This window comes from Natrinema salinisoli (assembly GCF_020405205.1).
Taxonomy (GTDB): domain Archaea; phylum Halobacteriota; class Halobacteria; order Halobacteriales; family Natrialbaceae; genus Natrinema; species Natrinema salinisoli.
This window is the reverse complement of record NZ_CP084469.1, coordinates 1,234,108-1,260,347: the sequence shown is the minus strand read 5'-3', so window position 1 is coordinate 1,260,347 and position 26,240 is coordinate 1,234,108. Positions and strand designations below refer to the sequence as shown.

The 26,240-nt window shown below is 66.0% G+C and carries 25 protein-coding genes; 12 read left to right on the top strand and 13 right to left on the bottom strand.

Annotated elements, in window-relative coordinates:
• Window position 1: 1 nt before the first annotated feature.
• Window positions 2-1,189 carry a CaiB/BaiF CoA transferase family protein gene (locus LDB05_RS06220; protein WP_226007060.1) on the bottom strand — a complete coding sequence of 396 codons (1,188 nt, stop codon included), beginning with the start codon at window positions 1,187-1,189 and terminating at the stop codon, window positions 2-4.
• A 278-nt stretch (window positions 1,190-1,467) separates the two neighbouring features.
• Between LDB05_RS06220 and LDB05_RS06215 the strand changes: the two genes are divergently transcribed.
• Window positions 1,468-2,259 (top strand): HpcH/HpaI aldolase family protein, encoded by a 792-nt coding sequence (locus LDB05_RS06215; protein ID WP_226007059.1) that lies wholly within the window; start codon window positions 1,468-1,470, stop codon window positions 2,257-2,259.
• A gap of 84 nt (window positions 2,260-2,343) precedes the next feature.
• On the opposite strand, the gene LDB05_RS06210 is transcribed toward LDB05_RS06215, so the two are convergent.
• Complete coding sequence (locus LDB05_RS06210; RefSeq protein ID WP_226007058.1) at window positions 2,344-3,987, bottom strand: thiamine pyrophosphate-binding protein; 1,644 nt, start codon at window positions 3,985-3,987, stop codon at window positions 2,344-2,346.
• 208 nt (window positions 3,988-4,195) lie between these two features.
• On the opposite strand from LDB05_RS06210, the gene LDB05_RS06205 reads away from it, so the two are divergent.
• The 3 genes from LDB05_RS06205 to LDB05_RS06195 are packed head-to-tail and all read left to right on the top strand — an operon-like array spanning window position 4,196 to window position 5,881.
• Entirely contained in the window at window positions 4,196-4,570 is a 375-nt protein-coding gene (locus tag LDB05_RS06205) for a VOC family protein (protein ID WP_226007057.1), read from the top strand.
• A gap of 18 nt (window positions 4,571-4,588) precedes the next feature.
• A complete protein-coding gene (locus LDB05_RS06200) occupies window positions 4,589-4,750 on the top strand; it encodes a hypothetical protein (RefSeq protein ID WP_226007056.1) in 162 nt (53 codons plus the stop codon).
• Between the two features lie 57 nt (window positions 4,751-4,807).
• Complete coding sequence (locus LDB05_RS06195; protein ID WP_226007875.1) at window positions 4,808-5,881, top strand: zinc-dependent alcohol dehydrogenase; 1,074 nt, start codon at window positions 4,808-4,810, stop codon at window positions 5,879-5,881.
• 48 nt (window positions 5,882-5,929) lie between these two features.
• On the opposite strand, the gene LDB05_RS06190 is transcribed toward LDB05_RS06195, so the two are convergent.
• Together LDB05_RS06190 and LDB05_RS06185 are read right to left on the bottom strand one after the other, a co-directional pair.
• Entirely contained in the window at window positions 5,930-6,694 is a 765-nt protein-coding gene (locus tag LDB05_RS06190) for a CoA-transferase subunit beta (RefSeq protein ID WP_226007055.1), read from the bottom strand.
• Between the two features lie 97 nt (window positions 6,695-6,791).
• Complete coding sequence (locus LDB05_RS06185; protein WP_226007054.1) at window positions 6,792-7,706, bottom strand: CoA transferase subunit A; 915 nt, start codon at window positions 7,704-7,706, stop codon at window positions 6,792-6,794.
• A gap of 150 nt (window positions 7,707-7,856) precedes the next feature.
• On the opposite strand from LDB05_RS06185, the gene LDB05_RS06180 reads away from it, so the two are divergent.
• Window positions 7,857-8,993 (top strand): acyl-CoA dehydrogenase family protein, encoded by a 1,137-nt coding sequence (locus LDB05_RS06180; protein WP_226007053.1) that lies wholly within the window; start codon window positions 7,857-7,859, stop codon window positions 8,991-8,993.
• Window positions 8,994-8,999: 6 nt separating this feature from the next.
• Here LDB05_RS06180 and LDB05_RS06175 read toward each other — a convergent pair whose 3' ends face one another.
• Window positions 9,000-9,782, bottom strand: coding sequence for an enoyl-CoA hydratase/isomerase family protein (locus LDB05_RS06175; protein ID WP_226007052.1), 783 nt, complete (start codon window positions 9,780-9,782; stop codon window positions 9,000-9,002).
• A 6-nt stretch (window positions 9,783-9,788) separates the two neighbouring features.
• The gene (locus LDB05_RS06170; RefSeq protein WP_226007051.1) at window positions 9,789-10,955 is read right to left on the bottom strand and encodes an enolase C-terminal domain-like protein; all 1,167 of its coding nucleotides are present in this window, start codon (window positions 10,953-10,955) and stop codon (window positions 9,789-9,791) included.
• A 102-nt stretch (window positions 10,956-11,057) separates the two neighbouring features.
• Here LDB05_RS06170 and LDB05_RS06165 point away from each other — a divergent pair, with 102 nt between their 5' ends.
• Both LDB05_RS06165 and LDB05_RS06160 read left to right on the top strand, forming a co-directional pair.
• Window positions 11,058-12,032, top strand: coding sequence for an LLM class flavin-dependent oxidoreductase (locus tag LDB05_RS06165; RefSeq protein WP_226007050.1), 975 nt, complete (start codon window positions 11,058-11,060; stop codon window positions 12,030-12,032).
• 84 nt (window positions 12,033-12,116) lie between these two features.
• Window positions 12,117-13,373: an MFS transporter gene (locus LDB05_RS06160; RefSeq protein ID WP_226007049.1), complete on the top strand. Its 1,257-nt coding sequence runs from the start codon at window positions 12,117-12,119 to the stop codon at window positions 13,371-13,373.
• Window positions 13,374-13,436: 63 nt separating this feature from the next.
• Here the strand turns inward: LDB05_RS06160 and LDB05_RS06155 are convergent, their stop codons facing one another.
• On the bottom strand, window positions 13,437-13,871 hold the full coding sequence (locus tag LDB05_RS06155) for a GNAT family N-acetyltransferase (RefSeq protein WP_226007048.1): 435 nt from the start codon (window positions 13,869-13,871) through the stop codon (window positions 13,437-13,439).
• 158 nt (window positions 13,872-14,029) lie between these two features.
• Here LDB05_RS06155 and LDB05_RS06150 point away from each other — a divergent pair, with 158 nt between their 5' ends.
• From LDB05_RS06150 to LDB05_RS06140, 3 genes are all read left to right on the top strand, one after another.
• On the top strand, window positions 14,030-15,226 hold the full coding sequence (locus LDB05_RS06150; protein ID WP_226007047.1) for a 3-hydroxyacyl-CoA dehydrogenase: 1,197 nt from the start codon (window positions 14,030-14,032) through the stop codon (window positions 15,224-15,226).
• 139 nt (window positions 15,227-15,365) lie between these two features.
• Window positions 15,366-16,541, top strand: a complete 1,176-nt coding sequence (locus LDB05_RS06145; RefSeq protein ID WP_226007046.1) for a thiolase domain-containing protein — start codon at window positions 15,366-15,368, stop codon at window positions 16,539-16,541.
• Complete coding sequence (locus tag LDB05_RS06140; protein WP_226007045.1) at window positions 16,538-16,948, top strand: Zn-ribbon domain-containing OB-fold protein; 411 nt, start codon at window positions 16,538-16,540, stop codon at window positions 16,946-16,948. Before LDB05_RS06145 ends, LDB05_RS06140 begins: the two co-directional genes overlap by 4 nt.
• Before the next feature lie 57 nt (window positions 16,949-17,005).
• Here LDB05_RS06140 and LDB05_RS06135 read toward each other — a convergent pair whose 3' ends face one another.
• The 4 genes from LDB05_RS06135 to LDB05_RS06120 form a co-directional block, all read right to left on the bottom strand.
• Window positions 17,006-18,010, bottom strand: a complete 1,005-nt coding sequence (locus LDB05_RS06135) for an ornithine cyclodeaminase family protein (RefSeq protein ID WP_226007044.1) — start codon at window positions 18,008-18,010, stop codon at window positions 17,006-17,008.
• A gap of 106 nt (window positions 18,011-18,116) precedes the next feature.
• Complete coding sequence (locus tag LDB05_RS06130) at window positions 18,117-18,632, bottom strand: Lrp/AsnC family transcriptional regulator (RefSeq protein ID WP_226007043.1); 516 nt, start codon at window positions 18,630-18,632, stop codon at window positions 18,117-18,119.
• A 61-nt stretch (window positions 18,633-18,693) separates the two neighbouring features.
• Window positions 18,694-20,019, bottom strand: a complete 1,326-nt coding sequence (locus LDB05_RS06125; RefSeq protein ID WP_226007042.1) for an aminotransferase family protein — start codon at window positions 20,017-20,019, stop codon at window positions 18,694-18,696.
• A gap of 89 nt (window positions 20,020-20,108) precedes the next feature.
• Complete coding sequence (locus LDB05_RS06120) at window positions 20,109-21,446, bottom strand: aminotransferase family protein (protein WP_226007041.1); 1,338 nt, start codon at window positions 21,444-21,446, stop codon at window positions 20,109-20,111.
• Window positions 21,447-21,623: 177 nt separating this feature from the next.
• On the opposite strand from LDB05_RS06120, the gene LDB05_RS06115 reads away from it, so the two are divergent.
• The gene (locus LDB05_RS06115) at window positions 21,624-23,105 is read left to right on the top strand and encodes a CoA-acylating methylmalonate-semialdehyde dehydrogenase (protein WP_226007040.1); all 1,482 of its coding nucleotides are present in this window, start codon (window positions 21,624-21,626) and stop codon (window positions 23,103-23,105) included.
• Window positions 23,106-23,217: 112 nt separating this feature from the next.
• Here the strand turns inward: LDB05_RS06115 and LDB05_RS06110 are convergent, their stop codons facing one another.
• Together LDB05_RS06110 and LDB05_RS06105 are read right to left on the bottom strand one after the other, a co-directional pair.
• Window positions 23,218-24,450, bottom strand: coding sequence for a mandelate racemase/muconate lactonizing enzyme family protein (locus LDB05_RS06110; protein WP_226007039.1), 1,233 nt, complete (start codon window positions 24,448-24,450; stop codon window positions 23,218-23,220).
• A gap of 120 nt (window positions 24,451-24,570) precedes the next feature.
• Window positions 24,571-25,965 carry an FAD-binding oxidoreductase gene (locus tag LDB05_RS06105; RefSeq protein ID WP_226007038.1) on the bottom strand — a complete coding sequence of 465 codons (1,395 nt, stop codon included), beginning with the start codon at window positions 25,963-25,965 and terminating at the stop codon, window positions 24,571-24,573.
• Between the two features lie 88 nt (window positions 25,966-26,053).
• Between LDB05_RS06105 and LDB05_RS06100 the strand changes: the two genes are divergently transcribed.
• Window positions 26,054-26,236: a hypothetical protein gene (locus tag LDB05_RS06100; protein ID WP_226007037.1), complete on the top strand. Its 183-nt coding sequence runs from the start codon at window positions 26,054-26,056 to the stop codon at window positions 26,234-26,236.
• The last annotated feature ends 4 nt before the right edge of the window (window positions 26,237-26,240 follow it).

Below are 26,240 nucleotides of genomic sequence, written 5' to 3'. Positions count from 1 at the left end.
CCTACGAACTCGAGATGACCGCGCCGGTTTCGTGCAGTCGCTCGATTTCGCTCGCCGAGTACGACAGGGCCTCGAGGATGGTCTCGGTGTGTTCGCCCTTCTTCGGCGGTCGCGAGGAGAACCCGCCGTCGTGGATACCGGTACTGAACCGGAACGGAAGTCCCGCCGTGACGACGTCCTCGTCGACTTCGGGATTGTAGGTGTCGACGAGCATCGATCGCGCGTCGACGTGTTCGTTGTCGTCGACGAGATCTGCGACGGTCCGGACCGCCCCCGCCGGAATTCCCGCATCGAGGAGTTTCCCCTCGAGTTCCGTCGATGTGTACGCCTCGAATTCCGGGATCAGTTCGTCGCGAAGGGTCTCGCGGTGATCTATACGATCGTCGATCGTTTCGAACCGGTCGTCCTCGAGCAGATCCTGTCGGTCGAGGACCGTACAGAGGCGCTCGTACATCCCCTCCGAGAGGGTCGCGACGTAGATGTGGCCGTCGCCCGTCGGGAAGACGCCGTTGGGCGCGCTGCCAATGCCCTTTCCGCCGGCGCGCTCGGGCAGTTCGCCCGTCTGGTCGTAGTTCGTGATCCAGTAGGACATCCACGAGATCGCCACGTCGAACAGCGAGATGTCGATGTGTGTACCGTCGCCGCCCCGGTCGCGGTTGCGGACGGCGGCGAGGATCGCGAACGCGGCGTTCGCACCCGTCCCGCAATCGATGAGGCTCGCTCGGATGCGGGCCGGCGGCCGGTCGGCGTAGCCGTTGATCGCCATCAACCCGGAGATCGCCTGAATACACGGATCGTAGCCGGGATACGACTGATAGGGGCCGGTTCGGCCGAAGCCCGACAGCGAACAGTAGACGACGTCCTCGTTGCGTTCCGTGACCGACTCGTAATCCAGGTCGTACTGCTCGAGGACGCCGGGTCGAAAGCTCTCGACGATCACGTCGGCTTCGTCGGCGAGTTCGGTGACGACCGCGTGTCCGTCATCGGTTTTCATGTCGACGCAGAGGCTCTGTTTGCCGTGATTGAACGGGACGAAGATATTGCCGTTCATGAGGTTTCGGAAGTTGTCGCCGGACGGCGGTTCGACCTTCAGAACGGTCGCGCCCATCTCGGCGAGCAGTTGCGTACTGACGGGACCGGCGACTGACTGCGTGAGGTCGACGACGGTGAGATCGTCTAGCGGCTTCATACCACGCTGGATGTCATCGGGCGAGAAATGTCTTCGGGAACTACTAACATACGTGACGTGTATTCACACCACAATCTGTCGGCCCGTCACGGAGCACGCGTCGAATTCGACCGCCGCGTGTCACTCCGACCCACAACTTTTTGCTACTCCCCTCGGAACCGCGGAGCCATGGAGTCAGTTGCACACCAGAGCGATCGGATTGCCAGTCGGCGATTACTGCCTTACCGACCGAGTACGACGGTACCGGGCGGTCGAGGAGCCGAAACGGGGGAGCGGCGATGACGGACCGCTCGAGCGACCGCGACTTCCGGGCCCGGTTCCGCGACGGCGACGCGCTCGGGACGTGGATCTCGATCGGCCATCCGGCCGTCGTGGAAGCGGCGGCGAGGGCGGGGTTCGACTTCGTCCTCGTCGACACCGAACATAGCGAGTTGAGCCTCGAGACCGTCGCGGAGTTGACGCGAGCGGCGGCGGCTGCACCCGGCGACCTCGCCGTGATCGTTCGGCCGGCCTGGAACGACCCGGTTCGGATCAAGCGAGTCCTCGATATCGGCGTCGACGGACTCATGGTCCCGATGATAGACACACCGGACGCCGCCGAGGAGCTGGTCCGCGCGACGAGGTACCCGCCGGACGGCGACCGCGGCGTCGCGTCGGGGCGTGCGGCCGGCTACGGCCAGGATTTCGTGGAGTACGTCGAGGAAGGGCACCGATCGCTACTCACGATCGCGCAGATCGAGACGCCGACCGGCGTCGACCACGCGGGCGACATCGCGGAAACCGACGGCATCGATGCGCTGTTCGTCGGTCCGGCCGACCTCTCGGCGGCGCTCGGGGTCTTCGCCGAGTGGGACGCCCCCGAGTTGGATGACGCCATGGCCAGCGTCATCGACGCCGGCGCGAGCGCAGACGTGCCCGTCGGCACGCTCACCGTCCGCGAAGGGGACGTCGCGGACCGCGTCGAGCGGGGGTTCGATTTCCTGATCGCGGGCAAGGACATGACGACGCTCATCGAAACCGGCGAACGGATCCGCGAGACGTACGAGGGGAGCGTCGCCGACCGCGAGTGACCGACACGGCAGTTCGATTCTGCTATCGACTACTCGCCGGGTAGGGAGTTCGTGCCGAATCCCACTCCGCTTCGGAGGGGAGACTCACTCGTTCATCCAGACGCCTGACTGCGGTTCGTAGGGGTCGGTCGGGATCTCCACGAGGGTCGGCCCGTCGCTCGCGATCGCATCGGCGACGGTCGCTTCGACTTCGTCGGGCGTTTCCGCTCGTTCGACGTCGAGGCCGAGCCCCTCGGCGACGGTCGTGTACGATACCGGCGTCTCGTCCCAGCCGTACTCGCCTTCGTCCATCCGGTAGCTCCGGCCGGCCTCCTCGCTGATGATCGCGTAGTCGCTGTTGTTGAGAACGACGACCGTCACGTCGATCTCCTCGTCGGCCAGCGTGTGCAGCTCGTGGAGACACATCAGCAGTCCGCCGTCACCGGTGAGTGCCACGACGTCCTGGTCGGGGTTCGCCAGCTTCGCTCCGATCGCGGAGGGCAGTCCCGATCCCATCGTCGCCCACGAGCCCGGATTGACGTAATCCCGAGGATCGTACGCCGGAAACATCAGTAGCGTCCAGAGGCGGAACCCGCCCGCGTCGACGGCGACGACCGCATCGCGCGGCGTCCCCTCTCGGATCGCGTCCAGCGCCTTGACCGACGTCAACGGGGCCTCCGTTACCGCACGCAACTCCTCGAGGCGATCGTCGACCGCGTCCCGCGTTTCGCGAGCGCGCTCGACGCCGTTTCCGCTGGCGATCGATCGGCTCGCCAGCGCGTCGTCGAGTGCCTCGAGCGTCCGGGCCGCGTCGGCGACGATTCCCACCGCCGGATCGTAGCCGGTCCCGATGTCGTCCGCGCCCAGGGTGACGTGGACCAGGTCCTCGGGAATCTCGATCGACCAGCCGTGCATGGAGACCGCGTCGAAGTCGGTGCCGACCCCGAGCGCGGCGTCAGCGTCCGCGATCAGCTCCTTGACGGCCGTTCCGGTGCCGCCACAGAGCACGCCTCCCGCGAGCTCGTGATCGTCGGGGAAGACCGCCTTCCCCTTGTACGTGAGGACGACCGGTGCCTCGAGCCGCTCGGCGACCGCTTTCAGTTCGTCGCTCGCCTCGCCCGCTCGAACGCCGCCGCCGGCGACGATGATCGGGTTCGACGCGTCCGCGAGGAGGTCCGCCGCGGCGTCGACTTTCCCCTCGGGAACGCCGCTGAACGACTGGGGCTCGACGTCGCCCCGTTCGGCGAGCGAGACGTCCATCTTGAGGAAGTTCTTCGGAATCCCGACCCGTACGGGACCTTTCGGGGCGGTCCGTGCGGCGTCGATCGCCCGCTGGAGTTCCGCGACGGTGCTCTGTGGCGTCTCGACGGTGATGTTCTCCTTGACGACGTTGTCGTAGGTGTCCGGGGGCGTTTCGTGAATCCCGTCGCCGCCGCGGATCTCCGGTTCGGTCTCGACGGCGATGTGGACGAGCGGCGTACAGTCGTTCAGCGCGTTCTTCAGCCCGTTCATCGCGTTCATATCGCCAGGCCCGGGGATGACGACCGTCCCCGCCATTTCGCCGCTCGTTTCCGCGTACCCCCACGCCTGGTGGGAGACGGCGGTCTCGTGGCGAGCCATGACGAACCGGATGTCGTCGCGCTCGCTGATCGACTCGTTCAGCGGCAGCGACTGCTTGCCGGGAATACCGAACAGGGTGCCGATCTCGTTCTCGGTTAGACAGTCGATAATCGCCTCATTGACCTTCATAGAGGGAGTGTGTGTCGGGTGGCAGTGTAAAGCTTTAGGAGAAAGTGACCGCACTCGAGCGATCCAGCTCGTTCCGTATCGTGGCAGCAGTTACTCGAACGCCGGCACGGTCCGTATCACAACGATAGCCCGCCGACCGTCGGCGGGCTCGCTCGAGTCCCCGGGCAGCAACGGTACGTTTTTATCTCGATCATTGGTGATACGTAGCATGGACGTTCTGCACACGGCCGTCTGGGTCGACGACATCGAGGCACAACTGTCGTTTTACTGCGACGGGCTCGGACTCGAGCGCACCCGCGAGTTCGATCTCGACGGCGTGACGAACACGTACATCGGCGGGGAGAGCGACGCGGAAATCCAGTTCAAACACGACGACACCGAGCGGAACCCTGAACCGGCCGGGATCGATCACCTCGCCGTCGGCGTCGACGACGTGGACGGGACCGTCGACGAGCTCGTCGACCGCTACGACGGCGAGATCGTCGACGAACCGCGAACCCTCGAGGACAAGGGAGTCCGGATCGCGTTCGTGGCCGACCCCGAAGGCTACGTCGTCGAACTCATCGAAACGCTCGAGGCGTGACCGATCGAGAGTATTGGTATGAGTGACGAACGACCGGGTCCCGTCGGCCAGCTCCTCGACGCCGAGCGGCGGTTCCACGAACTGATGCCCGGGAAGGACATCTACAGCAAACTGTTCTTCCGGACGCTGCTGTGGTTCGCGCTGTTCACTGCCGCGTACGCTATCGTTACGGGACTGTGACGGCCGGCTGCTAACCGGGCCGATTCTCTTCCATCGACGGTGCTCCGCGTGAGCTATATGTCCGTCGGCCGCGTCGCCCCGGACGTGACATCGAACGCGACGGACCGAATGACTGCGCTCGTGAAGACGTCGCCCGAACCCGGAATGGACCTCGAGTCGGTTCCCGTCCCCGAACCGGGACCTGGGGAGGTCCGAATTCGCGTCGAGTCGGTCGGGATCGACGGCGGTGCGGAGGCGCTGATCTACGACTGGCACGAAAGCAAACGCCACTACGCCGACGCGTTACCCCAGTTGTTCGGTCACGAGTTCGCCGGCACAGTCGATGCGACCGGGCCCGACGTAGACGGCGTCGCGACGGGCGAGCGCGTCGCGGTGGAACCCATCGTCGGCTGCGGCCACTGTCGGTGCTGCCGGTCGGGCTCGTTCGCGATCTGTCCGGACCGGCGCATCCTCGGGCTCGATACCGAACTCGACGGCGCGCTCGCGGAGTACGCCGTCGTCCCCCGCGAGACGATGTACCCGATCGGCTCGCTGAGCGCGGACGAAGGGGTCTTCCTCGAGCTCCTCGGACTCGCCGTCCACGGGATCGAGCGATCCGGCTTCGAGCCCGGCGACAGCGTCGCGATCACCGGCCCCGGACCGGTCGGAATCGGCGCGCTCGTCGCCGCAGTCGCGGGCGGGGCGAGTTCGATCACCGTCGCCGGGACCGACGCGGACCGCGGGGACCGGCTCCCGCTCGCCCGACAACTCGGCGCGACCCGGACGGTCGTCACCGACGACGTCGAAGACGGACTCGAGGAAGACGTCGACGTCTTCATCGAGGCGGCCGGCCACCCGGACGCATTCTCGCTCGCCGCGTCCTCGACCCGCCGGGGCGGCGAACTCGTTCAGATCGGCATCTTCCACGGCGCGGAGACGGTGCCCGTCGACCTCACTCGTCTCGTTCGGCGCGGCGTCTCGATCACGACGGTCTACGGGCGTCGGGACTCGAGCTGGCGACGCGCGATCGCGATCGCGGCCGATACCGACCTCTCGCCGGCGCTCGGCCCGTCGTTCCCCCTCGAAGACTACGAGGAGGCCTTCGAAGCGACCCGACAGCGCGAGGGGATCAAGATCACGCTTCGCCCGTAACGAGACGCCAAGCGGGTCGCCGCTCCCTCGCGAAACGTAAGCTCGCGCTCACTCGGCCTGGTCGGTGTACATCTCGTCCGGATCGAGATCCTCGCGGATCAGCCTGAGTTCCTCTTCTTTCGGCTCCGGCGTCGTCTCTAGATCGTCGGCGAACTCGATCTCCCACCCGGTCTCGGCCTGCACCTCCTCGCGCGTCGCGTTCGGGTGAAGCGCGGCGACGTACATCTCCCCGCGCTCGTCGAATCGGCAGACGGCGAGGTCGGTGATGACCGCCTCTGGACCGCCGGAGAGGCCGAGCTTCTTCCGACCCTCACGGCCGTCGACGTAGCCCGGACTCGTGATGAAGTCCACCTCCTCGGGGAACCGCCGCGCCGAGTGCGGCGTGATCATCAGCGTGCGGCCGACGTGGCACGCGATCTCGCAGGCCCCGCCGCTGCCCGGCAGTCGAACGTCCGGATCGTCGTAGTCGCCGATAACCGTCGAGTTGATGTTGCCGTTCTTGTCGATCTGTGCGCCGCCGAGGAAGCCGACGTCGAGACGGCCGGCCTGCAGCTGGTAATTGAAATTGTTCCGCATCGGTTCGATCGAGACCGCCCCGGACGCGAGCACCGGATCGCCGATCGAGAGCGGCGGCGACGACGGGTTCGAGCCGATCGTCCCCGACTCGTAGACCATCTGCAGATCCGGCGCGTGCGTTCGTTTGGCGACGTTACACGCCAGGTTCGGTTTGCCAATCCCGACGAGGACCGAATCGTCGTTCTCGAGTTCCCTCGCGGCCGCGACCACCATCAGTTCGCTCTTCGTGTAGTTCATTGGATTGCCTCCGTGGATTCGTTCGATCGGTCGGCGCTGCCGTTCTCGCGAGCGCTCGAGCGGACTGCGGTCGTTCGTCCGCTCCACGGTGGATCGATCATCGGTACGCCCCCATGTCGACGGGCGTCGCGTACGAGCGATCCGGCTGCAGGTCGAGCAGCCTGTCGACGCCGAGCTTTTCGACGTACTCCCGTCGGTTCTCGACGCCGTAGACCCACTCGTCGAGCCACGCCTCGACGCGGTCGACGTCGCTCGCGATCTCGGCCCACTCGATGTACGCCTCGTTGTCCCGCCCGTAGTAGCCCTGCGCGTACGACGGATGCGATCCGTAGGGGTCGTGGACGACGTGATCGACGTCGTCGCTCGTGATGACCGTCCGGTTCGGATCGCTGCGAATCGTTTCCTCGGAGCAGAGCTCTTCCACCGAGAGGATTACCGTGTCGGCGGCCAGCCCGGCGATCTTCACTTCGCCCTGGATCCCCCAGAGGTGTGCGTTACCGGACTCGTCGGCCCGCTGGGCCCGGATAACCGCTACATCCGGCTCGATCGGAGCCACGGCGTAGACGTAGTCGTCGTCGAACGGACTCTCCACGCGAGCGATATTGTCGTTGTGCTCGGGCAGGTCCGAACCGATGAATCCCCGCAGCGGGGCGAAGGGCAAGTTGGACGCGCCCGCGTCGAGGGCGGCAATCAGCCCGAAGTGCGTGTACTCCTCGAGTTCGAGTTCGGTCGGAATCCCGTCCTCGGCCGCCCGGCGGAACGCCGGCAAACTCCCCACGCCCGGGTTGCCGGCCCACGAGAACGTCGCTTTTCGCGCACAGCCGGCGGCGATCAGCTGATCGTAGACCAGGTCCGGCGTGGCCCTGATCAGCTCGAGGTCGCGTTTCTCCTGTCTGATGATCTCGTGTCCCGCCGCGAACGGGATGAGGTGTGTGAACCCCGCGAGATAGACGCTATCACCGTCGGAGACGCCGTCGCTGACGGCGTCGTGCATGGACGTGAGTTTGCTCATAGCTGTGCTGAACTACGGAATGAATGGCGAAATTCGCACATAAGAATTGGTGTTGAGGCACTTCGAGGCGGTATCGGCACGCGAGTCGCTCCGTCGCGGCAGCGGGTCCAGGTCCGTACATTGATATCGGACGCCGCGATATCATGACGCATGATCTCGCTCAGCCCCGAGCAGGAGCTGCTCGTCTCGTCGCTGGAAGACATCGCGGACCGCGAGTTCGCCGAGCGGGCGTTCGACTGGGACGGCGAACCGCCGTGGGAGAACGTGCGACTGCTGGCCGATCGGGGTTTTCTCGGCGTCAACTTCGACGAGGAGTTCGGCGGCGGTGGGATGACTGAACTCGACGCCATCCTCGCTATCGAGGCCGTCGGCCGCGTCTGTCCCGATACCGCGGAGTTCCTCTACAATCAGACGCTCGTCGCGCCGCGCGCCATCGAACTGTTCGGCACCGACGACGCCAAAGAACGATACCTGCCGCCGGTCCTCGCCGGCGAGGACAGTATCGCGATCGGCATCTCCGAGCCGGAGGCCGGCTCCGACGTCGGGTCGATGGGGACGCGGATCGAGGAGGCGGATTCGAAACTGGTGCTCGACGGCGAGAAGACGTGGGTGAGCAACGTCGAACACTCGAGCGCGGTACTCGTCTGGACGAAGTTCCCCGAGGGGCTGGGCTCGGTCATCGTCGAGTTCGACTGGGACGGCGTCGAGATCCAACAGCACTACGAGAACATGGCGGGCCACCACCAGACCCACTTCGTGATGGAGGACGTGACCGTGCCCGAGGAAAACGTCGTCACCCGCGGCCCGGACGGGTTCAGGAACCAGCTCCGAGCGCTCAACTGGGAGCGCCTGGGAAGCGCGACGCTCGCGAACACCTATGCCAGTTGTGCGCTCGAGAAGGCCCTCGACTACGCTGACCAGCGCGAGCAGTTCGACCAGCCGATCGGGGAGTTTCAGGGGATTGAGTGGAAGCTGGCCGACGCCGCGACCGACCTCGAGGCCTCGCGGGCGCTCACCCATCAGGCGGCGGCGCGGGCTCACGAGCGGGGACGGATTCCTGATCGTCGCGACGCGTCGATGGCCAAACTCCAGGCCAGCGAGATGGTCGAGCGCGTCGTCAGCGAGGCCTTGCAGGTCCACGGCGCGAACGGCTACCAGCGGGGCCACCCCCTCGAGTACCTCTACCGGCTCGCGCGGGGGCGTCGACTCGCCGCCGGGACCGACGAGGTTCAGAAGAATCAGATCGCGGCGAGCCTGAAACAGGAGGGACTGCGGGATCTCGCCTGAGGCGAGTCAGGAATAGTCGCGATCGAACTCGGGTTCGCGGCCCTCACCGAACGCCGCGATCGCTTCCGCGTGTTCGGGGTCGTTGACGCACTCCCACTGGTACGCGATCGCTCGCTCGCAGTACTCCTCGAACGATTGCTCCGGATCGACGAGCGCGTTGGTCCGACGAACGGCCAGCGCGGGGAGCTCGAGGAGGTCATCTGCCAATTCGGACGCGCGTTCGACGGGGTCGTCGGCGACGTCGACCGCGAGGCCGAGGTCGACGGCGTCCTCCGGCGTGATGTCGTTGCCGGTGAGGAGGTACTCCTTGGCCTTCGCCTCGCCGATGAGCCGGGGGAGGAGCCACGAGCCGCCGTCGCCGGGGACGAGGCCGACGCGGACGAACCCCTCGCGGAGGAACCCGTCGGGGCCGATAACGCGCAGGTCACATGCCAGCGCGAAGTCACAGCCCGCACCGACCGCCGGGCCGCCGACTGCGGCGATCGACGGCTTCTCCATGCCGCGGAGCTGTCGAACGACGTTCTGGACCGCCCAGAGGTAGCCCGCGTACTCCTCTTCGGTCATCTCCTCGCTCCAGTCGGGCATCTCCGTGACGTCAGCCCCCGCACAGAAGCCGCCCTCTGCGCCGGTCAGGACGACGACGTAGACGCCGTCGTCCCCGGCGGCCTCGCGCAGCGCCTCGTTGAGCTCGAGGATCGTTTCCCGGCGAAACGCGTTGTGGACGTCCGGTCGATCGATCGTTATCGTCGCGATACCGCCGGCCGTCTCGTATCGAATGTCTTCGGGCATCGTCGATCACTCGTACACTCGCCGCCCGATCTCGCGGGCCTCGATCTCGTCCCAGTCGTACTCGACCCCGAGTCCCGGTCCGTCCGGCACCTGCACGCGGCCGTCCGCGTCGACGGTGTCCAGCATGTCCGAGTAGTCGTCCGCGTACACCGGCGGCTGGGTGTTCGGACAGATCGGGTGGACGAGCGCCACTTCGTAGTAGTTGCTGTTGCGCGTCGCGGCGAGGCAGTGGCGTTGGGCCGGCCCCGGCGCGTGGTACTCCACGTCGAGCCCGAACCCTTCCGCCATGTGGGCGATCTTCATCGCGCCGGTGATTCCGCCGTCGTATTCGGGATCTGCCCGGACGAAATCGGTCGATTCCATCGCCACGAAGTCCGTGTGGGGCTCGAGCCCGCGAACGTGCTCCGTCTGCAGGATGGGCGTGTCGAGCATCTCGCGGAGCTTCCGGTGGGAGTGCTGGGAGACGCCGCCGTCGCGGTAGGGATCCTCGTACCAGAGGAAGTCGGCCTCGTCGCAGGCCTTCCCGATCTTCAGCGCGTCGGCGAAGGTGGCCGGGTTACAGGCGGGGTCGAGCATGAGGTCCATCTCGTCACCGACGCGGCGGCCGACCTCGCGAACGACCTCGGCCGTCTCCTCGGGGTCCGTCCAGTCGCCGCCCCAGTCGTGGATCTTGAAGCCCTGATACCCCATCTCGAGACAGTCCTCGGCGAAGTCGGCGTACGCATCGGGCGAGTCGAGGCCGCCGTTCCGGTCGCCCTGGTACGTCGAGGCGTAGGCGGGGAAGGAGTCGCGGTAGCTGCCGAGCAGTTCGTGGATCGGCGCGCGGCGATACTTGCCGGCGAAGTCCCAGAGCGCGATGTCGATCGGCCCCATCCCCATCCAGTCGTACTTGCGCAGCGCGCGCTTGAAGGCGCTCCAGTGGCGCTCGCGCTCGAGGGGGTTCTTCCCGATCAGGTAGTCCGCGATCATGTTGAGCTGGGCGGCGCCGGGGGAGTTGCCGCCGACGTACTCGCCGGTGGTGCCCTCGTCGGTGTGTACTCGCAGGGCGAACAGTTTCCGTTCAGTCGTCGCGTCGGGGTCGTAGACGATGCTGAACCCGTTCGGGGCGTAGCCGACTTCCGGGAGGTCGTAGCCGAACTCGATCGACTCGATGCGCGTGATCGTTGGTGCCATCGGTACGGTATCACATATCGAACGAGTCGCAAATGCGTTTGCATCGCGGAGATACGCCACTCGAGCGCAAAGGGTTACGGCGATGCGTCGAAAACGAGTGGTATGGTGTCACACGGATTCGTCCTGCCGACCCGCGGCGTCGTCCTGTCCGCCGACGACTCCCTCGAGCAGACCGCCCGCGTCCAGTCGGAAGTGATCGGCCTCGCCCGCCGGGCCGAATCGCTTGGTTTCGACGGCGTCTGGGCCGGCGACAGCGTGCTGGCGAAGCCCCGGCTCGAACCCCTTTCGACGCTAGCTGGGGTCGCGGGCGCGACGGAGTCTGTCACCCTCGGCACGGGCGTCTACCTTCCCCAGCTCCGGCATCCGGTCCACGTCGCCCACCAGACCGCGACGGTCGATCAGGTCAGCGGCGGCCGCCTCGCTCTCGGCGTCGGTGTCGGCGTCGGCGGCGGGGTCGAGACCGAACACGAGCAGCTCGACGTTCCCTACGAGCGGCGGGGGGCGCTGCTCGACGAGGGGCTCGAGATTCTCGAGGGACTCTGGGGCGACGAGCCCGTCTCCGCGGACGGCGAGTTCTTCGACCTCACCGACGCCGACATCGGAATCCGGCCGTCCGGGGGGTCCCCGCCGGTCTACATCGCATCGGCGACGTTCGACCCCCGGGACGGCTTCCCGCGGCAGATACGGGACCGCATCGCCGACCGCGGCGACGGCTGGCTCCCGATCGGGATGTCGCCCGAGATGTACGAGGGCGGCCTCGACCGGGCGCGCGAGATCGTCGACGACGCCGGCCGCGACGCCACCGGCTTCGACGCCGCCTACTACCAGGACGTGGTGATCGCGGAGACCGAAGCCGAGGCGATCGAGCAGGCGCGGGACTTCCTCGATCGGTACTACCCCTCCTGGGGCGAGCTGAGCGACGACGATATCCGGGGGCGCGGGGCGTTCGGCCCGCCGTCGGTCGTCGCGGCACACCTCGAGCGCTACGCCGACGCCGGCGTGGAGAGATTCGTCACGCGGTTCACGGCGACCGACCAGCGCGAGCAGTTACAGCGGTTCGCGGATATCGTCGGCTGAGACGCATCGTCTCGAGGGACCGGCGAATCGTCCCCGCGCCGAAGAAATTCGAATCTTTATCACCCCTGAATTTGATGTCCCGATATGGGCGTGACGGAGAGTCGGTTGGGAGCCGCCGGTCGGGTACTGATCGCCGAACGAGCGTTCGTCGGCTGTCTCCTCGGAACGTGGCTGCTGACCGCAGCGGCTCACTACTACGTGATGGCACCCGCGAGCGTCCTCTCGCAGGTCGCCGACGATCTCGCGGTGACGCCGGCCGTGGCGGTCTGGCTGGTGAGCGCGGTACCGGGGACCTGGGCGCTCACGAATTTCGCGCTCGGCGTCTGGATCGACAGATTGGGGGAGTATCGAATGATCGTCGTCGGAACCGCGGTGCTCATCGCGGCGGGGATCTGGAGTTGGTGGGCCGGCCGTCGAGGAACGTTCTACCCCTTGCTGGCGTCGCGGCTGCTAGCGGGCGTCGCGGTGGGCGTGATCTGGACGGCGTCGACGAACCTCATCGGGGGCGCCGTGTCCGGTGCCAATCGAGGGACCGCGATCGGGTTCTACGTCACGAGCGCCCCGGCCGGATTCGCGCTCGGGCAGCTCTTCGGACCGATCGTCACGGCGCGAGCCGGCTGGCCCGCGAATTTCCTCGTGATGAGCGTCGTCGCTGGCCTCGTGATCGGCGTGATCTCCCTGTCGGTCCGCCGCATCGAGGTCGATCCCGTGACGAACACCGCGTCGATGCGGTCGAATTTCACGTCGGTGCTGGGCCATCGAGTCGTGTGGTACGGCTCCGCGATGGCGTTCGCCGCCTACTCGTACTACCTGTTCATGAACAGCTGGATGCCCACGTATCTCGGGAACGAGTTCGCCCTCTCGGCGGGCCTCAGTGGGTTGTTGACCGCAGCGTTCCCGGCGATGGGCGTGCTGTCCCGGGCCGGCGGCGGCCTCATTTCGGATCGCCTTCTGGGCCAGCGCCGCGTTCCCCTGCTCCAGGCGTCGTTTCTCGTCTCGGTGCCGCTGGTCGTCCTCATCGGGTGGACGCGGCGTCTCGCCGTCATCGTCGCGGCGCTGGTCGCCGCCGGCTTCGTCATCCAGCTCACGTTCGGCGTCGTCTACAGCTACGTCCAGGAGGTCGTCGAGACGAATATCTCGGGCACTGCGCTCGCGTTCGTCACGTCGGCGGGCATTTCGGGGGCGTTTTCGGCACCCCTGATTACCGGCGCACTCATCGACTGGACCGGCGGCTACCTGGCCGCCTTCGCCTACGCGACCGCGCTGACCGTACTCGGACTCCTCCTCTCGAGCGTGGCTCCCGAGTCTCCCGCGGCGGCCGACCGCTCGCAGTCCCGCTGATCCGGCGCCGCCGGTGGGCGACCGCTGAGACGTGTGGTTCCCGCTCGCCGGGCGAACGGCTCCTTACGCCAGATGATGAACGAACGACGTACAGTACTCCTCGTAGCCCATCTTCTCCGTGTAAAACCGGTGGGCGTCCTCGCGCCACTGCCCCGACTCGAGTTCGACCGCCTCGCAGTCGTTCTCCGCAGCCCAGTCGTGAACGAACTCGAGGAGCTGTTGACCGTACCCCTCCGACCGGTGGTCCTCGTCAGTCACGAGGTCGTAGACGTAGACGTGCCGGCCGAGGTAGAAGTTCGTCGCGATCTTCACGCCGGCGACCGCGACCGGTTCGTCGTCGACGTAGCGCGCGAACATTCGATACCCCTCCTCGCGCATCTCCTCGAACAAGGCGAGATAGGACTCGGCGTCGAGGTGATCGCGGAGCTGGACGAGGACTGGAAACGCCTCTCGACGCTCGCTCTCCGTCGTCAGTTCCCGTATGTCGGTTGATGACATACACCGCTATGGGGAGGCGCGGCTAATCAAACCGCAGGTCGCTGGAGCAGGTCGCGCCGCATCGCGACTCGAGAACTCGCTGTCGACGGATCGCCCGGATCGAGACTGGAGCAATACTATCACCGACGTTTATGACGAACTCGAGCAATGAGGGAGACATGGTCGTGACTATCGACGACATCGAAACCGTCGCAGTTGTCGGTGCGGGACAGATGGGACGCGGCATCGGCGCCGTCGCAGCCCTCGCGGGGTACGAGACGTACGTCACCGACATCGACGAATCGCAACTCGAGGAAGCGAAAGACGAGATAGAGTGGTCCTACGGGAAGGCAGTCGAAAACGACGACGCGACCGAGCGGGAGACGGAGGCGGCGCTCGAGTCGCTCACCTTCACGACGGAGTTCGACGAGGCGGTCGACGACGCGGAGTTCGTCACCGAAGCGGCGGTCGAACAGCAGGCCGTCAAGCAGGACATCTTCGCGGATCTGGACGCGGCGGCCCGCGACGACGCCATCCTCGCGACGAACACGTCGGGGCTCAACATCACCGAACTCGCCGAGTCGACCACCGACCCCGAACGGGTCATCGGCACGCACTGGTTCAATCCGCCGATGCTGATGGAACTCGTGGAGGTCATCATGACCGAGCACACGCCCGACAGCGTGGCCGATACCGCGGAGTCGCTCGTCGATTCGTTCGGTAAGACGCCGATCCGCTGCAAGGTCGACGTTCCCTCGTTCATCGTCAACCGGCTCATGCGACCCTACGGCGAAGGACCGGCGTGGATGGCCTATCGGGGCGAACACTCCTTCGAGGAGATCGACTCGGCGATGAAATACGCGGAGGGGTTCCCGATGGGGCCGTTCGAACTCGCCGACTTCACCGGGGGCATCCAGCTCCGCGTCGAGGGCGAGGGCGATCACCTCGAGGACGACCGGCCGATGTCCTACGACACGGAAGTCTGCCCGATCCTCCACCAGCTCTACGAGAAGGGGCGGTACGGCCGGAAGGCCGACGCGGGGTACTACGAGTACGACGAGCGCGACGAACCGCAGATTTCGGTCGACGCCGGCCAGGGCTTCGACACGCTGTTGGTGTGGGCACCGATCGTCAACGAGGCCGCCAAGATGGTCGAAAACGGCGTCGCGAGCGTCGAGGATATCGACACCGGGGCTCGACTCGGCGGCAACTGGCCGACGGGACCCCTCGAGAAGGCAGACGAGGTCGGAGCCGACGTCATCCTGCAGAAACTGACCGAGGTGGCGAGCCGCCACGAGGACACTAACAAGCTCGCGGAGACGCTCCCCTGCGACCTCCTCGTCCGGAAGGCGAAGAACGGCGGAACGTTCTACTGAACCGACACAGGCGTCCCGTTTTCGGACGCTACACTGGTCGTCGCTGCGAAATCGGCAAGCCATCGTTCCGTCCGAGGGCGTCGCCGATCCGTGCGGAGAACCACCAACGCTTACGGGGTCGCTTGTGAATTGATATCTAATGGCAGGAACAGAGCCAGTGTACATCGCCGGGGCGTTCGAACACCCCACGAGAGAGGCACCGGACAAGTCGACGATGCAGTTGCACGCGGAGGTCGCGAAGGGCGCACTCGAGGACGCGACCCTCGAGAAGGGCGACGTGGACGGCTTCTTCACGGCCGGCGTCCCGGAGTACGAGTCGGGACTGCCGCCGCTGATCATGGCCGACTATCTCGGTCTCGAGCCGTCGTACGCCGATACGACGGACTTCGGTGGGTCGTCGTACGTCAGCCACGTCGGGCACGCCGCGAGCGCGATTCGCGACGGTCGGTGCGACGTCGCGCTCGTTACCCTTGCCGGTCGCCCGCGGTCACACGGGCAGGCGACCGGCTCCGGGGCTCGAGACCTGCGAACCGTCCAGGACAGTTTCGAGCGGATCTACGGGGCCACAAACGTGAGCATGTACGGCATGGCCGCACAGCGGCACATGCACGAGCACGGGACGACGAGCGAACAGCTCGCGGAGATCCGCGCTGCGGCCTCCCACCACGCCCAGTACAACGAGCACGCGATGTACCGGGAGCCGGTGACCGTCGAGGACGTCGTCGAGTCGCGGGTGGTCGCCGACCCGCTTCACCTCCTCGACTGCTGTGTCATCTCGGACGGCGGCGGTGCGCTGGTCGTCGTCTCCGAAGACGTCCGATCGAACCTGGACCGGGAGTGCGTCGAACTCCTCGGCTTCGGCGAGTCGATCGGTCACCACGACGCCGGTCGGATCGACCTCACGAAGACCGCCGCCGACCGATCCGGCTCGCGCGCCTTCGCGGAAGCCGGCCTGGGTCCCGAAGACGTCGACTACGCGTCGATCTACGACTCGTTTACGATAACGGTGCTCGAGGCCATCGAGGACCTCGGCTTCTGCGAGAAAGGCGAGGGCGGATCGTTCGTCGAGGGCGGAACGCTCCGCGCGCCCGACGGCGACCTCCCGTTCAACACCGACGGCGGCGGCCTGTGTTCGAACCACCCCGCGAACCGCGGCGGCATGACGAAGGTCATCGAAGCGGTTCGCCAGCTCCGAAACGAAGCCAATCCGGAGGTGCAGGTCGACGCCGACGTCGCGCTGGCCCACGGAACGGGCGGGAGCATCGGCACTCGCCACGGCGCGGCGACCGTCGTTCTGGGGAGGGAAGACCGATGAGCTGGGATCCGCGTCCCGTCCCGGACGTGACCCCGGAGACGGAGCGGTACTGGACGGCCGCCGCGCAGGGGGAGCTCCTCGTCCGTGAGTGCCAGGACTGCGGGCTCGTCTACCACTATCCGCGCTCGCTGTGCCCCGACTGCTTCAGCGAGCGCGTCGAGTGGCGCGAGGCGTCGGGCCGCGGCGAGGTGTACTCGTACTCGACCGCCCGAACGATGAGCGGGTGGCCGGACGACGACCTCCCGCTCGTCCTCGCGTACGTGGAACTCGAAGAGGGGCCGCGGCTGATGACGAACGTCGACGCCGATCCGTCAGCAGTCGAGATCGGAACGCGCGTCGCGGTCGAGTTCCGCGACGTCGACGATGCAGAGATCGCGATCCCGGTGTTCGTCCCCGAGGACGGCTGACGCGCCGCTCGGGGTCGTTCGGAGACGAGAACAGGAGAACCTCCAGTTGCGACGTTCTCAGGGAAGTCGACCGGTCAGCGCCTCGCTCGCGGGTGCGATGGGGAACTCCGTCCCGAGTCCGTCCGCGCGCGCCTTTTCGTAGAGCATGTAGGCGGCAGCGACCGTCTCGATACCCGTGCCGCCGCTGTCGAAGACCGTGATCTCGTCGTCGCTCGTCCGGCTGGGCTCGGTCCCCGCCACGACTTCGCCGAGTTCGGCGTGGACGTGGTCCTCGTCGACGACGCCCGCCTCGAGGGCCGCCAGGAACGAGCCCGCGTCCTGCGTCACGCGATCGCGGAGGTCGGGCACGTACGTCGCACGCTCGATAGTCGTCGTATCGAGTTCGCGCCGACCGGGAGTGTACTGACCCATCGCCGTCACGTGCGTGCCGGGCTCGAGGTCCTCGCCGTCGAAGACCGGATCGGACGCTTTCGTCGCCGTAATCACGATATCCGCGCCCGAGACGGCGGCCTCGCTCGAGTCGACCGCGTCGACGGACGCCTCGAGGTGATCGTCGAACTCCGCGGCGAACGTCTCCCTGTTTTCGGGCGTCGGCGAGAAGACGCGGACCTGCTCGAGATCGCGGACGGTCGCCGTCGCGTGGAGTTGACCGCGCGCCTGCGCGCCGCTGCCGATGACGGCGAGCGTGGTCGCGTCGTCCCGGGCTAGCGCGTCGACGGCGACGGCACCAGCCGCCCCGGTTTTGAACGGGTTCATGCTCGCGCCATCGATGAGCGCGAGGGGTTCGCCGCTCTCGGCGTCGAACAGCGGCGTCACGAACCACGCGTTCGGCCCCGAAAAGCCGGACGTGTACATGTAGCCACCCATCGCGCCCGTCTCGGGCAGGATAGTCGAGTAGTTCGTCAGCTTCCCGTCGGGGTTCTCCCGACGGAACGTCTGTCGCGGCAGCGCCGGTGCGCCCTCGCCGCGCTGACGGTAGCCGTCCCGGACGACGGCGACGTATTCGGCGGGCGTTGCGAGCCCTTCGACTTCGTCACTGGTGAGAAACAGTGTGTCTGTCATACGCAGCAACACACACGCGAGGTAGAAAAAGACAACCGATCGATCGCAGTCGGAAAGCGAACGCGACGGGCACCGATGGAACCTGTCCGTGTAAACGGGCGGCCGATCACTCGGTCTCGAGTACCCGATTGACCATTCCCTCGGACATGGTCTCCAGGAGCCGGTTGCCGTCCTTGAGTTCGCGCATCACGAATCGGGACGACGTCTCGTTGACGCCCTCGAGGGCGACGATCTCGTCGATCAGCTCGTTCATCTGTTCGTGGTTCTGGACGCGAGACACGACCATGAAGTCGACGTCGCCCATCGTATAGAACACCTGTTGAACGCCGGGGAGGTCGGCCAGATCGTCGCCGATCTCGTCGGCGTAGCCGCTCTCGTGGGAGACGTACACCTCGGTGATGATGACCATCGACATGCCGAGCGCGTGGGGGTCGATATCCGCGGAGATGTTCCGTATCACGCCGCTGTCTTTCAACTGGTTCAGCCGGTAGTGGATCGCCGATTTCGAGAGGTCGAGTTCGTCGGCGAGTTCCTCGAGGTTTTTCTCGTCGTTCTGCTCGAGCTCGCGGATGATGTCGAGGTCGTTTTCGTCGAGGTTCGTTGTGGCGTCGGTGTGGTTCATGGCAATTCCTACTGACTTCGGGGTAATAAGGTTCAATATTATCGGGACCGAGCCGAATCGATCAGAAGACGGCGTCGATCGCCGAATCGAGCGTGTCGATCGCGGTTTCGATTTCGTCGGCGGTCGTACACAGCGGGGGTGCGAGCATGAGCTGCGTCGCCGGACGACCGGCACCGAACAGCACGCCGCGATCGCTCGCCTCGGCGATCACGTCCCGTACCGGGTTGTCTCCCTCGTCGACCCGCGGGTCGTGGAACGGCTGGCCGGTCTCTGGGTCAGCGAATTCGACGGCGCGGAGGAACCCCCTCCCTCTCGCGTCGGCGACGACGTCGTGGTCGCGCTCGAGCGCCGAGAGGCCCTCGGCGAACGCGGATTCCGTGGTCTGTACGTTTTCGATCAGTCCGTCGGCGTACTCCTCGAGGGCGGCGAGGCCGGCGGCGCAGCCGACCGGGTGGCCGCCGAACGTCTGTCCGATGTCGAAGCCGTCCGCTCGGACGTGCGCTGCGATCTCCGGTCGCATCATCGCGCCCGCGAGCGGCGCGTACGCGCTCGTCACTCCCTTCGCGAAGGTCAGCATGTCGGGCTCGACACCTTCCGTCTGGATGCCGAACCAGTCTCCGCAGCGGCCGAAGCCGGTGATCACTTCGTCGACGATTAGCAGGATATCGTACTCGTCGCAGAGCTCCCGGACCCGCTCGAAGTAGCCGGGCGGTGCCGTGTACGCACCGCTCGTGCCGGCGATCGGCTCGGTCAGGATTGCGGCGATCGTGTCCGGGCCCTCGTTTTTGATGACGAACTCGAGGTGGTCGGCCGCGGCTTCGGCGAGTTCCGCGGGCGTGTCCGCGTCGAACGGCGAGTCGTATGACATCGGCGGCAGGAACTTCACGGCGCCCGTCGTCGACGCGTGGGCCTCGAGTGGCTCGCGCGTTTCCGGATCGCCAGTCATGCTCCCCGCACCGTAGGTGGAGCCGTGGTAGGACCGCCAGCGCGACAGCACCTTCGGCGCGTCCGCGTAGTCGCGGGCGATCGTCATCGCGAGTTCGTTCGCCTCGCTCCCCGACACGGAAAACGATACGCTCGACAGTGAGTCGGGGGCGACCGCGGCGAGGTCGTCGCTCAGTTCGGTTCGGGCCGGCGTCCGCTTCGCCGACGAGACGTACTGGATATCCTGTAGCTGGTCGGTCATCGCGTCCACGATCGCCTGGTTCCCGTGCCCTGCGTTGACGCAGTACAGCTGCGAAACGAAGTCGAGGTACTCCGTTCCCTCGTCGTCGACGACGCGCGTGCCGTCGCCGTCGGTGATCGTCATCGCCGTCGAAGACGGGTCGTACCAGTGGGGAATGTTCGCGTCAGTGTCGGTCTCGGGTTCGATTGATTCGTCGAGCATGGGTTGTGGTATGTAGTAACAGAATACGTTCGTTTTGGTCGGGGTAGTCGGGTTGGTCGCGTTCGAGGACGATCGGCTCTCGCTCCCTCTCAGCGGTCCATCGCGGCGTCGGAGACCTCGAGGGCCGAATCGAGGGCCGCGACGGCCTCGTCGATGTCGGATTCGGTGATCGGCAGCGGCGGTGCGATGATGAGCGTGTTGATCATGTTCGCGACGTAAACGCCCTCCTCGCCGGCAGCCGCGGCGACCTCGTCCACGACGGTCGATCCCGTCGAGATCTTGTCCTCGCGTTCGCCGAAGGGAACGCGCTCGTCCGGGTCCTTCGTCAGCTCGATCCCGCGGAAGAGCCCGACGCCGCGCGTGTCGCCGACGCTCGGGTGATTCTCGGCCAGCTCCTCGAGGCGGTCGCCGAGGTAGTCACCGACCTCGCTGGCGTGTTCGATGAGATTCTCCTCCTCGTAGGTCTCGATGGCTGCGAGGCCGGCCGCGCAAGCGACGGGGTGGCCCGAATAGGTGTGGCCGTGGCAGAACATCTCGTCCTCGAAGTGATCGGCGATCTCGTCCGTGACGATCGTGGCTCCGAGCGGTGCGTACGCTCCCGAGAGGCCCTTCGCCATCGTCATGATGTCGGGCGTGACGTCGAAGACGTCGCAGCCGAACCACTCGCCGGTGCGGCCGAAGCCGGCCATCACTTCGTCACAGATCAGGAGCGCGCCGTGCTCGTGGGCGATCTCCTTCAGCCGCGGCAGGTACTCCTCCGGCGGGACCAGGATCCCGTTCGAACCGACGATCGGTTCGACTACGATGGCCGCGACCGTATCGCCCTCGAGCATCAGCATTTCGTCGATGTACTCGAGGCTCTCCATCGGCTCGAGCGTCGAGCCGTAGGCGTACGGGTCGGGCGCTTTGATCGCGCCCGGAACGCCGGGTTCGGCCATCAGCCGACGGGGATCGCCGGTGACGCTGATCGAGCCGGCCGTCGCGCCGTGGTAAGAGCGGTACCGCGAGACGATCTTCTGCTTGCCCGTGTACATGCGCGCGATCTTGATCGCCGCCTCGACGGCCTCGGTGCCGCTGGTCGAGAAGAACGTCTTCGAGAGGTTCCCCGGCGTCACGTCGGCGAGTTTCTCGCCCAGACGGGCACGCGCTTCCGTCGCGAACCCGGGCGCGAAGTACGCGCCCTCGCGAGCCTGTTCCGCGATCGCATCTGCGACGGCGTCGGCCGAGTGCCCGAGGTTCGAACACATGAGTTGACCCGAGAAGTCGATGAATTCGTTCCCAGATCCGTCCGTAAACCGGACGCCCTCTCCGCCGACGACTTCCGTCGGATCGACTTCGCTCTGGAACGACCACGTCCCGAACACGTACTCCTTGTCGAGTCGCTCTACCTCGGTCCGATCGTCAGACACTGGTGTCTTCTCTGCCATCCTTTCACAGGGGTATGGTGTGCTAATTCATTAATCTTTGGTGAAGGAAGATGATTTCGATACTAGAATACAGAAAATATAGCTACCTATTGAAACAGGTGTGTATATCGTGGTCCTTATTCGAATAATATCCTGAACGACCGAAGATTTTATTTCGACGGTTACAGTAGCACCCCTATGGTAGAATTAGCGTCGATCGGGCAGAGCAAGACTGTACGCAACTACGTGAACGGCGACTGGAAAGACGCCTCGGGCGACGAGGAACTGACCAGCGTCAACCCGGCGACGGGCGAGGAACTGGCGACGGTCCCGTTCAGTTCCGCCGCGGACGTCGACGAAATCGTCCGAACCGGCAACGAAGCGTTCGAGGAGTGGTCGGCGCGTCCCGTCGAAGAACGGATCCAGCCGCTGTTCCGGCTGAAGACGCTCCTCGAGGACCACCAGGAGGAGCTCGCGGAACTCCTCGTCGAGGATCACGGCAAGACACTCGCGGAGGCCCGCGGCGAACTGCGCCGCGGGATCGAGAACGTGGAAGTCGCCTGCGGCATCCCGTCGATGATGCAGAGCGGCTCGCTGCTGAACGCCGCTCCCGAGATCGACGAGAGCGCGGTTCGAAAGCCCCTCGGCGTCTTCACCGCGATCACGCCGTTCAACTTCCCGGGGATGATCCCGCTGTGGTTCCTCCCCTACGCGGTCGCGACCGGGAACAGCTTCATCCTCAAACCGAGCGAGCAGAATCCGCTCGTCGCCCAGCGCTTGTTCGAACTCATCGGCGAGGCGGGGTTCCCCGACGGCGTTCTCCAGCTCGTCAACGGTGGTCCCGACACCGTCAACGCCTTGCTCGACCACGACGGCGTCGAGGGAGCGTCCTTCGTCGGCAGCACGCCGATCGCGAAGCTCGTCTACGAGCGGGCGGCGAAAAACGGCAAGCGCGTCCAGGCACAGGGCGGGGCGAAGAACCACATCATCGTCACGGAGACCGCAGACCTCGAGTTCGCCGCCGAGAAGACGGTGTCGTCGGCGACCGCCTGCGGGGGCGAACGGTGTCTCGCCAACGATATCGTCCTCGTCGAGGAGTCGGTGTACGACGAGTTCACCGACCTCGTCGTCGAGGAAGCCGCCGCGCAGGTCGTCGGATACGGCCTCGAGGAGGAGACCGACATCGGGGCGCTCATCAGCCCCGAACACGAGCAGACGGTTCGAAACTACATCCAGACCGGCATCGAGGAGGGGGCTGAACTCCTGCTCGACGGCCGCGACGTCACCGTTGACGGCTACGAGGACGGCAACTTCCTCGGACCGACGGTCTTCGGCGACGTCACGTCGGACATGGTCATCTCCCAGGAGGAGATCTTCGGGCCGGTGCTCGGTCTCGCGTCGGTCGCGGACGCCGACGAGGCGATCGACCGAATGAACGAGAGCCAGTTCGGCAACGCCGCGAGCCTGTTCACCGGCAGCGGCGCGGACGCGCGGAAGTTCCGACACGAGGGCGAGATCGGCAACCTCGGCGTCAACGTCGGCACCTCCGCGCCGATGGCGTTTTTCCACTTCGGCGGCTGGAAGGAGTCGTTCTTCGGCGACCTCCACGCGCAGGGCGAGGACATGATCCACTTCTACACGGACAAGGCCGTCTACATCGAGCGCTGGCCCGACGCCTGAACGGCCGGATCGTCTCGCCTTCGACGGAACTGATCTCCGCGATATCCGGTCGACACTTCCTCTTTTAAATAGACGCGAACTCGGCAGCGGTCGAAATCTCAGCAACCGACGGCTACTCCTTCCGATGTTCCTCGACGACGTCCCAGTCGAGTTCGATCCCGAGTCCCGGCTCGTCCGGAACCTCGATATACCCGTCCTGGATGAGCGGTTCGTCGCGAGCGACGAGGTCGTCCCACCACGGCACGTCGCGAGCGTGGAACTCGAGCGCGAGGAAGTTCGGGACCGTCGCGCCGACGTGGACCCCGGCCATCGTCGCCACGGGGCTCCCGATGTTGTGCGGGCTCATCGTCAGGTAGTAGGTGTCCGCCAGCTCGGCGATTTTCTTGGTCTCCGCGATGCCGCCGGTCTTCGGGATGTCGGGTGCGACGAACGAGACGGCTTCCTCTTCGACGAGATCGCGGAAGCCGTGGCGGCCGTACCGGTTCTCTCCGGTGAGCAGCGGCTGCTCGACGCTCCGGTTGAGCGTCGCCAGCGCGTCCGCGTTCTCCGGCGGGAGCGGATCCTCGATCCACGCGAGATCGTATGGCTCGAGCGCCTTGCACAGCTTTTCGGTCGCCTCCACGCTGAAGTTCCAGTGGAGGTCGACCGCGACCTCCGCCTCGTCCCCGACTTCGTCGGTCACGGCCTCGACCAGTCCGCGCTTGTGCTCGATCTCCGGGCGGTCGAAGTGGCGCGCGAGCGTGTCGATATCTCGGCCCGACGGCACGTCGAGGTCGAACTTGACGATCTCGTAGCCGTCGTCGACCGCCGCTCGAGCGGCGCGAGCGTAGGCGTCGGCCTCGTAGGTCTCGTCGGGCTGGTCGTTGAGCGCCGATTCGACCATCCCCTCACCCGCGTGGCAGTCCGCGTACATTCGGACCTCTTCGCGGGTCTTGCCGCCGAGGAGCTGGTAGACTGGCTGCTCGAGGACCTTGCCGGCGGCGTCCCAGAGCGCGAGTTCGATGCCGCTGATCGCGATCGTCCCGATTCCCTGCTGGGAGCCCCGTCCCGAGAGACTCTCCCGCATGAGGTGATACAGCCGCTCGACGTCGAGCGGGTTCTCGCCGACGAGGACGGGCTCGAAGTAGTCCGTGATCACCTCGTGGACGCCCGGCGAGGGGTAGGCTTCGCCGATTCCCGTCACGCCGGCGTCCGTCTCGAGGCGAACGATCGTCCACGGGAAGTTGCCGTCGACGACGACCGTCGACAGGCCGGTGATCTCGGGCGTCTCCGTCGAACGAGCCGGCGTGTCGCCGAAGTCGGGCCAGATGCTGGACGCTAACCGCGCCGCGAAGTCGGAATACATGGTATCATCTCTCATTTTTCGGAGTCGTCATATTAACTTATGGGCGAGACGTGAACGCGATCCGCTTCGAACGGAGTTCGTCGCGTGGAGGAACTGAGTCTGAGACTGTGAACCGATATGCTACGCGTCGGGGAGCACCTTCCCGGGATTCAGGATTCCGTTCGGATCGAACGTCTCCTTGACCGATCGCATGAGGTCGATCGCCTGGCCGTGTTCCTCGTCCATGAACTGTCGCTTCCCGATGCCGACGCCGTGTTCGCCGGTCGAGGTGCCGCCGAGCGCGATCGCCTTCCGGACGACGCGCTCGTTCAACTCGTGTGCCCGTTCGACCATCTCCTCGTTGTCGGGATCGACGAGCGACGTGAAGTGGAGGTTCCCGTCCCCGGCGTGACCGACGCAGGACGTCAGCAGGTCCAGTTCCTCGCTGACCCGCGAGACCTCCTCGACGATGTCGGGGTAGCGCGAGATCGGCACGACGACGTCACCGACCAGCGCGACCTCCCACCCCTCTCGATAGCTTTGCGTCGCCGGGTACTTGTCGCGGCGAGCCTGCCAGATATCGTCCAGGTTCTCCTCGCCGGCCGCCTCCCACGAGAGCATCCCGTGATCTTCGCAGATCGCTTTCGCGAACGCGAGGTCCTCCTCGATCCCGCTGTTGTTCGCGTGCAACTCGATGATCAGCGTCGGTCGCTCCTCGAAGGAAACGTCGTCGTGGTACGCGTTCAGCATCTTGATCGCCGTGGTGTCGATGAACTCGATCGCACCGGGGACCAGCGCCGAGCCGATCGCGTCCGCGACGGCGCCGGACGCGTCGACGCGCGAGGGAAACGTCACCAGCGCCGCCCGCCGATACTCGGGAATCCCGACGAGTCCGAGCGTCACCTCGGTGACGACGCCGAGCGTCCCCTCGCTCCCCACGAAGAGGTCCTTCAGACTGTAGCCCGCGGACGTTTTGACGACGTCTCTCCCGCAGTCGACGACGCGTCCGTCGGCGGTGACTACCTCGAGCCGACGGACGTGGTCGCGCGTCTCGCCGTAGCGGACCGCGTTGAAGCCGCTCGCGTTCGTCGCGACCATCCCGCCGATCGTCGCCACGTCGCCGCTCGAGATACCGGGCGCGAACCGCAGCCCGTGGGACGCCAGCCGCTCGTTCAGATCGTCGTAGACGACGCCCGCGCCGACGGTCGCCTGCATGTCCTCCGGCGACACCTCGATCCCTCCGATCTCAGCCGTACTGAGGACGATGCCGCCGGCCGAGGGAATGGCGTTGCCCTCGAGACCGGAACCGCCCGATCGCGGCGTAACCGGCACTCCGCGGTCGTTCGCCGCTTCGAGGACGGCCGCGACCTCGTCGGTCGACGCCGGCCAGACGACGGCGTCCGGTACTCGTCCGGTGTGCGGGCTCTCGTCGGACGCGTACTGTTCGCGAACGCTCGTTCCGTGTGCGACGCGTCCGTCAGTGACCGCATCGTCGAGGAACGCGCAGTCGTAGCTCGAGTCGGGATCCCGTTGCATGGTACCGTATGGGATGCGGACTGGGATAAACGCTCTCCGATTCCTCCCCACCAGTAGCTATTCGTAGATCGGGGGTCTGGTGAGAAACATGACCTGCCCCTACTTGTCGTACCGTCAGTCGGCCGGCGACCAGGAGTTCGAAACGGAACGCGCCTACTGCGACGTCGTCGAGGAGTTCGTCTCCCCGATGCGCGCGGACGTCTGCAACGACCGCCACGAGTTGAACCACGAGCGAGACTGCGAGTTCTACCGCGACGCGGAGTCGGAGTGAACGT

What these genes read in the sequence shown, in the direction of transcription:
- LDB05_RS06110 (WP_226007039.1), bottom strand. Translation starts at nt 24,450, where the DNA reads ATGTATTCCGACTTCGCGGCGCGGTTAGCGTCCAGCATCTGGCCCGAC.
- LDB05_RS06220 (WP_226007060.1), bottom strand. Translation starts at nt 1,189, where the DNA reads ATGAAGCCGCTAGACGATCTCACCGTCGTCGACCTCACGCAGTCAGTC.
- LDB05_RS06120 (WP_226007041.1), bottom strand. Translation starts at nt 21,446, where the DNA reads ATGGCAGAGAAGACACCAGTGTCTGACGATCGGACCGAGGTAGAGCGA.
- LDB05_RS06140 (WP_226007045.1), top strand. Translation starts at nt 16,538, where the DNA reads ATGAGCTGGGATCCGCGTCCCGTCCCGGACGTGACCCCGGAGACGGAG.
- LDB05_RS06195 (WP_226007875.1), top strand. Translation starts at nt 4,808, where the DNA reads ATGTCCGTCGGCCGCGTCGCCCCGGACGTGACATCGAACGCGACGGAC.
- LDB05_RS06175 (WP_226007052.1), bottom strand. Translation starts at nt 9,782, where the DNA reads ATGCCCGAAGACATTCGATACGAGACGGCCGGCGGTATCGCGACGATA.
- LDB05_RS06170 (WP_226007051.1), bottom strand. Translation starts at nt 10,955, where the DNA reads ATGGCACCAACGATCACGCGCATCGAGTCGATCGAGTTCGGCTACGAC.
- LDB05_RS06155 (WP_226007048.1), bottom strand. Translation starts at nt 13,871, where the DNA reads ATGTCATCAACCGACATACGGGAACTGACGACGGAGAGCGAGCGTCGA.
- LDB05_RS06135 (WP_226007044.1), bottom strand. Translation starts at nt 18,010, where the DNA reads ATGACAGACACACTGTTTCTCACCAGTGACGAAGTCGAAGGGCTCGCA.
- LDB05_RS06215 (WP_226007059.1), top strand. Translation starts at nt 1,468, where the DNA reads ATGACGGACCGCTCGAGCGACCGCGACTTCCGGGCCCGGTTCCGCGAC.
- LDB05_RS06210 (WP_226007058.1), bottom strand. Translation starts at nt 3,987, where the DNA reads ATGAAGGTCAATGAGGCGATTATCGACTGTCTAACCGAGAACGAGATC.
- LDB05_RS06165 (WP_226007050.1), top strand. Translation starts at nt 11,058, where the DNA reads ATGGTGTCACACGGATTCGTCCTGCCGACCCGCGGCGTCGTCCTGTCC.
- LDB05_RS06185 (WP_226007054.1), bottom strand. Translation starts at nt 7,706, where the DNA reads ATGAGCAAACTCACGTCCATGCACGACGCCGTCAGCGACGGCGTCTCC.
- LDB05_RS06125 (WP_226007042.1), bottom strand. Translation starts at nt 20,019, where the DNA reads ATGCTCGACGAATCAATCGAACCCGAGACCGACACTGACGCGAACATT.
- LDB05_RS06105 (WP_226007038.1), bottom strand. Translation starts at nt 25,965, where the DNA reads ATGCAACGGGATCCCGACTCGAGCTACGACTGCGCGTTCCTCGACGAT.
- LDB05_RS06205 (WP_226007057.1), top strand. Translation starts at nt 4,196, where the DNA reads ATGGACGTTCTGCACACGGCCGTCTGGGTCGACGACATCGAGGCACAA.
- LDB05_RS06160 (WP_226007049.1), top strand. Translation starts at nt 12,117, where the DNA reads ATGGGCGTGACGGAGAGTCGGTTGGGAGCCGCCGGTCGGGTACTGATC.
- LDB05_RS06145 (WP_226007046.1), top strand. Translation starts at nt 15,366, where the DNA reads ATGGCAGGAACAGAGCCAGTGTACATCGCCGGGGCGTTCGAACACCCC.
- LDB05_RS06190 (WP_226007055.1), bottom strand. Translation starts at nt 6,694, where the DNA reads ATGAACTACACGAAGAGCGAACTGATGGTGGTCGCGGCCGCGAGGGAA.
- LDB05_RS06100 (WP_226007037.1), top strand. Translation starts at nt 26,054, where the DNA reads ATGACCTGCCCCTACTTGTCGTACCGTCAGTCGGCCGGCGACCAGGAG.
- LDB05_RS06130 (WP_226007043.1), bottom strand. Translation starts at nt 18,632, where the DNA reads ATGAACCACACCGACGCCACAACGAACCTCGACGAAAACGACCTCGAC.
- LDB05_RS06200 (WP_226007056.1), top strand. Translation starts at nt 4,589, where the DNA reads ATGAGTGACGAACGACCGGGTCCCGTCGGCCAGCTCCTCGACGCCGAG.
- LDB05_RS06150 (WP_226007047.1), top strand. Translation starts at nt 14,030, where the DNA reads ATGGTCGTGACTATCGACGACATCGAAACCGTCGCAGTTGTCGGTGCG.
- LDB05_RS06180 (WP_226007053.1), top strand. Translation starts at nt 7,857, where the DNA reads ATGATCTCGCTCAGCCCCGAGCAGGAGCTGCTCGTCTCGTCGCTGGAA.
- LDB05_RS06115 (WP_226007040.1), top strand. Translation starts at nt 21,624, where the DNA reads ATGGTAGAATTAGCGTCGATCGGGCAGAGCAAGACTGTACGCAACTAC.